This is a genomic window from Mycobacterium sp. SMC-18 (genome assembly GCF_045310895.1).
Classification (GTDB): Bacteria; Actinomycetota; Actinomycetes; order Mycobacteriales; family Mycobacteriaceae; genus Mycobacterium.
On the sequence record NZ_JBJIAL010000094.1, the window covers coordinates 1 to 4,960 of the forward strand.

6 protein-coding genes and 1 pseudogene are annotated in these 4,960 nt (G+C 64.8%); 2 read left to right on the forward strand and 5 right to left on the reverse strand.

Annotated features, from left to right (window positions below; genetic code table 11):
* Positions 1–101: 101 nt before the first annotated feature.
* Positions 102–497, reverse strand: a complete 396-nt coding sequence (locus tag ACJH6J_RS29975; protein WP_061009696.1) for an IS5/IS1182 family transposase — start codon at positions 495–497, stop codon at positions 102–104.
* Positions 498–543: 46 nt separating this feature from the next.
* Complete coding sequence (locus tag ACJH6J_RS29980; protein WP_406805008.1) at positions 544–1,650, reverse strand: EAL domain-containing protein; 1,107 nt, start codon at positions 1,648–1,650, stop codon at positions 544–546.
* 98 nt (positions 1,651–1,748) lie between these two features.
* Between ACJH6J_RS29980 and ACJH6J_RS29985 the strand changes: the two genes are divergently transcribed.
* Entirely contained in the window at positions 1,749–2,207 is a 459-nt protein-coding gene (locus tag ACJH6J_RS29985; RefSeq protein WP_133427403.1) for a hypothetical protein, read from the forward strand.
* Here the strand turns inward: ACJH6J_RS29985 and whiA are convergent.
* A complete protein-coding gene (gene whiA / locus ACJH6J_RS29990) occupies positions 2,173–3,141 on the reverse strand; it encodes a DNA-binding protein WhiA (protein ID WP_406785063.1) in 969 nt (322 codons plus the stop codon). The genes ACJH6J_RS29985 and whiA overlap by 35 nt on opposite strands.
* Positions 3,142–3,269: 128 nt before the next feature.
* Positions 3,270–3,731 carry a hypothetical protein gene (locus ACJH6J_RS29995; RefSeq protein ID WP_406785046.1) on the reverse strand — a complete coding sequence of 154 codons (462 nt, stop codon included), beginning with the start codon at positions 3,729–3,731 and terminating at the stop codon, positions 3,270–3,272.
* A gap of 464 nt (positions 3,732–4,195) precedes the next feature.
* On the opposite strand from ACJH6J_RS29995, the gene ACJH6J_RS30000 reads away from it, so the two are divergent.
* Positions 4,196–4,720: a helix-turn-helix domain-containing protein gene (locus ACJH6J_RS30000; protein WP_406785045.1), complete on the forward strand. Its 525-nt coding sequence runs from the start codon at positions 4,196–4,198 to the stop codon at positions 4,718–4,720.
* Positions 4,721–4,773: 53 nt separating this feature from the next.
* Here the strand turns inward: ACJH6J_RS30000 and ACJH6J_RS30005 are convergent.
* Positions 4,774–4,890, reverse strand: a pseudogene (locus ACJH6J_RS30005) (TetR family transcriptional regulator); the annotation flags it as partial.
* Between the last annotated feature and the right edge of the window lie 70 nt (positions 4,891–4,960).

Here is a 4,960-nt window from a genome sequence, read left to right on the forward strand (position 1 = left end):
ATGATCATCCTCGGGAAGGTGCGCCCACTTTCAGGCCGCCTCCTCGGGCCTCATCCACAGGTATTGATCATTGCTCGCCGCGGGAGCGGCCAATGCCGTGGTCAGGCGGCTCGATCGCCAGATTCGTGTAATTCGACCCAGCCCCCTGTGTCACGGGTGAGGTTCGTGGCGTGCTGGTGTGCTCGGGCGATCGTGGAATCAACTGCCACCGCCCAATCGATCATCCCGGCCTCATCAGCGGCTGCCAGCAACCGGGCCAACACCACATCCCACGTACCGTCAGCGCTCATCCGACGATGCCACGTCCAGATGCTCTGCCACGGACCGAACACCTCCGGCACGTCACGCCAGGCAATGCCACATCGGTATCGGTAGATGATGCCCTCAACCATCGACCGAGCATCCTGAAAAGGCCTGCCCCGCTTACCCGTCCGGACCGGAAGCAAATCTTCGATCAACGACCACTGGGCATCGGAAAGCAACTGGAACCGCGACACCCTACGAGTCTCAGGTACCACGCCTGAAATTTTTGTCAGACACGCCCTAGATGCTCGCTGCGACGGGCCGCGGAATGCTCGGCGGAAAGTCTCGCCGTTCACGAAGCCAGGCGGGCACGCGATCAGCGGCGATGGGCGTGCTGTAGAGATAGCCCTGCACAACGTCGCACTTGAATTGCTTGAGCCGAGCGGCAGTTTCGCCGTCTTCCACGCCCTCAGCGACGACGCGGGCACCCAGATGATGGGCCAGCGAAATGATGGAGCGGACGATTTCGGCGGCACGATCGTCCTTGAGGACAGATGCGACGAACTGCCGGTCGAGCTTGACTTCGTCCACCGGAAGGTCGCGCAGGTAACTCAACGTTGAATAGCCGCTGCCGAAATCATCGATCGCGACCCGTACTCCGGTGTGGCGCAACCCGTTCAAGACGTACTGAACGCGTCCCAGCTTGCTCAGCATGAAGTCCTCGGTGATCTCCAGCGTCAGGTCGGCCGCAGAGATCCGGCGTTCTTCCAGCGCCTTGGCGATCCGCCGGGGCAAGGCGATGTCAGTGAGGCAATTGGCGAATACGTTGACTGCCACGGGAACAGCCAGTCCCTCACCGCGCCAGCGGGCAACGTCGTCAAGCGCCCGCTCGATCACCAGATCGTTCACCAAGGTGGTCAGGCCATGCGAACGCACCAACGGCAAGAAGCGGTCGGGGGCCAGCAGGCCGAGTTCGGCATGGGGCCAACGCAATAGGGCTTCCACGCCCATCATGGCGCCCGAGATCAGGTCGAACTTCGGTTGGTAATACAGGCAGAGTGCCTCACTGTCGATCGCCTGGCGTAGCTGGCCCAGCAGCCGGACCGTCTCGGTCGGCCGTGCTCCCAAGGCCGCGGTGCGCGTTGTCGTCGCAGCGTCGTCGTCAATGTCGCTGTCCCTGCCGTGGATGTACGCACTTCGCAGGTGCGAGTTCTTGGCGATTTGAACGGCCGCCGCCGCTCGCGCGAGCAGATCGTCGGCAGTCAGGTCGGCTTCGCCCTCGGTGGCCACCGCCAGGCCGACGCTCGGTCGGATCAGCAGGTCGTGCCCGTCGATGATGAACGGGTCGGCGAATGCCTGGACCAGGCGGTCTGCCACGGCCCGGCCGCGCTCGACACCGCCGTCCATGAGTACCGCGAACTGCCCGCTGTCCAGAGCCCCGACGCGGTGCGCGGTCACCACCACCGGGCTGTGAAGACTTTGCGAGTTCTGTTGAGGAGGTGGCAGTGACAGAGCCTGATCCCTTCCTGCACAGCGCAGCTTCATACCTGAGAACTGTGCCCGAACCCGGCTGGGACGCCATCAGCGACAGGGTGCGCGCGGCGGTGCATGCAGCGAGCCGGGTGGGTTGGCCCATCCGCGCGTCGCGGGATGCCGGCGCCGGCGTCGTGTACATCACCGACCACGCTCTGCGCAGCCTGCTGGCCCGGGAGTTGCGTCGCAGCTTCGTCTGCCAGCCGACCCGCATCGCTTTCACCCTGGACGGCGCCGTACTGCGTGCCATCGACATCGACGTCACCGGAAGCTACGGAACCCAACTGCGCGACCTCGGCGACGACATCCGCCGGCTGGTGCTCGACACGATCCGAACCATCCTCGACGACCTCGACCAGGACGGCAGCAGTCCGGCCGGCCCGATCGACGTCACCATCACGGATGTTGTGGAGGGTGACCCACTGGGGTGACGTCCGCACTGGTGTCGGCGATTCCGGCTCGCTGGGCTTCGCGGTCGGCCATTCCCAGCACCCGCCGGAGACGACCCGCGGCGGCGTGCTTCGTCAACGGCGGCTCGGCGAGCCGACCCAGATCCTCCAACGACAGGTCAGGGTGCTGGACGCGCAAGCGTGCGATCTCGATGAAATGGTCGGGCGCCTTGTCGCCGAGGATTTCCAGCGCTCGTTGCGCCCGGATGGCAGTCGTCATCGCCGACTGCTGCGCGCGGCGTTGATTGGAGTCCACCAGTGCCGCGCCGGCCGTGGCGGTGCCGCCACGATCGCGGTACGACTGCCAGACCTCATGAGTCTGTTTGGCGCCAATGAGATTCAGCAGCGAGGAGATGGTGTCGGGGTCACGAACCGTGACCCGGTCGGCCCCACGCAGCTGTCGCGCTTTCACGTGGACGCCGAGGCGTCGCGCGGCCCCCGTCAGCGCCAAGGCGGCTTCCATACCCGGGCATTCCACCTCCAGTCCCCGTGCGCGACCGGCCAGAGACAACGATCCCCGGGCGAGAAACGCACCACGCCAGACGGCTTCGGCATCCGCCCGGCTGCCGCCGACGATCTGGGCGGGCATCCCCCGGACCGGCCGCCCCCAGCGGTCGATGAGTCCGGTCCATCGGGCGACATCCTCCGCCTGGTGGGCGACATGCACCAAGTAGCGACGACGCGACCCCACGCTCGGCAATACGCGCACCTCGGGCGCGGATCCACACAAGTCTTTGAGGTCACGGCAAACCCGGCTGGCGACGGATTCGCGGTCCACGTCAGCGTCGATCACGACGCGCCCGTTGGCCACACGGAGTCCGCCCGCGAACTGCAGCAGCGCGGTCACTTCGGCCTTACGCGCACTGGGCAGGTGCACGACGGTACTGGCGAGCTCGTCTTTCACCCTCGGTGTCAACACCACAAAACCCCCACAACACATCGATTCCTTACTCACCACCACACCGGGAATCACGAAGGGGCTCAACGGCCATCATGCGACGCCGAACCACCTCACCGATTCCCGCGTGGCATCGGCCTTGCCGATCAGCGCGGCGATTCGTCCGTTCGGCGGGACAGTTCGGCCCCGGGCGCGGCGACGAGAAGCCTGCGGAGGTAGTTCCGCTGATCAAAGGTCAGTCGCTGTAGAAAGTTTGCCAGCGCTGACGCTTCGGTGCCGTCGTCGGGCATGTTCCGGGGAAAGACGACCCACACCGATTCCCCGCCCGTCATCCCGATCTCAGCGATGAACCCGCCACCGGCGAGCTGCTCCCCAAGCGCGCGCAAGCGCCAGCCCTGCGCCTGGAGCGCAGTGGCCCACCAATACGCCACCCGCACGGAACGCGGTGGCTGACAGATCATGCCTGGGATGTGCGCGCTGTTGCGCGCCGCCGGACGTGGCCGCCTCGACAGGTGTGAACCGATCAGCACCGCCGGCACGTCCGCGGCCTCGTCAGCCCATTCTGCGTAATCGTCCTGTGAGCAGCCCTGCCGTCCAACAGAATTCATTCAAGTCTCCATATCGTGCACGGCGTCTCCGTTGGCCTGCACCACCGGTACACTCTTGACCTGGTTGCTCACTGCGGCGACGTCCCACCAGCAACCACCAGACGACGAAACCTCACAAGCGCCGTTACGGCTATGCGAGCAGCGCCAAGGTCGGCACGACACTCCGCGGCACCCGCGGCAGAACACGAATCACTACATCCCCCTTGAGAAGACCGGCCCCAAGCCCCCCGGCTTTACTGGCACTCAACTGATGTCACGAGAATTCCATGAACCTACCGAAGCGTCAACTCTTCGCAAACATTAGCTGTCGTTGCATTCACAGGAAAGTGAGCTAACGTTCGTGCGACAGGCGCGCGCCCGAACCGCACCCTGTGGCGTCTGGCCCAGGCACCGCACCCCCCGGGCGGTCATCAACTGAGTCAACGTAAGTCATTGCACTGCAACTTGATTCAAGGGGGAATCCGATGGCCACCAAGAAAGGTCGCCAATATTCGGTGGGCGCAGCCACTTTCGCCGAACGTCTCAATCGATTGTTCGCCGCCGTCTGGCCGCCGGGGCGGGGGCCGTATCGCAGCTTCGAGGTGACCGAGGCCCTCGCCCGGCGCGGGTACCAATTGTCGGCGCCGTACCTGTCACAACTCCGTTCGGGCACCCGGAAGTACCCGTCCCCGCACACCGCGGAGATGTTGGCCGAGTTCTTCGGAGTAGAAGTCGAGTACTTCGATCCAGATACCAGCTATGCGCGGGTCATCGACGCGGAACTGGCCTGGCTCGATCTCGCCCATGACAAGACCGTCCGCGAGCTCACCACGGCACTCATGACGCTGACACCTGATCAGCGCGAAGAACTATTGGGGCCCGATCCGAGTCCGGTACCGGAACAACAGGATTCGCCTCATGGGGCGATCCAACCCTCTGGACGCACGACGTACGCGGCTCATCGTCGGCGAACGCATTGTCGACACCCCATGCCCGCAGTACGACCATGAGGTGAATCAGCTTCTCCCCCTTGGCCGCCCCGGCGTGTGGACCGCCGAGCGGGTCAGCTCATCGACCGGCGCACTGTGAGACTGGGCAACAACACGTCGTCGACCAGGATCCGTACGGTGTCCTCGGTCGGTGGTCGGTCGGAGACCAGCGCCCGGAACACCAGATAACCGGCTCTTCATGATTGAGGGTGTAGAACGGTCAGCTGCTGTCGGCCTGTGATTGGGGTGTCTGGTTGGCTG

What these genes read in the sequence shown, in the direction of transcription:
- ACJH6J_RS29995 (WP_406785046.1), bottom strand. Translation starts at nt 3,731, where the DNA reads ATGAATTCTGTTGGACGGCAGGGCTGCTCACAGGACGATTACGCAGAA.
- ACJH6J_RS29980 (WP_406805008.1), bottom strand. Translation starts at nt 1,650, where the DNA reads ATGGACGGCGGTGTCGAGCGCGGCCGGGCCGTGGCAGACCGCCTGGTC.
- ACJH6J_RS30000 (WP_406785045.1), top strand. Translation starts at nt 4,196, where the DNA reads ATGGCCACCAAGAAAGGTCGCCAATATTCGGTGGGCGCAGCCACTTTC.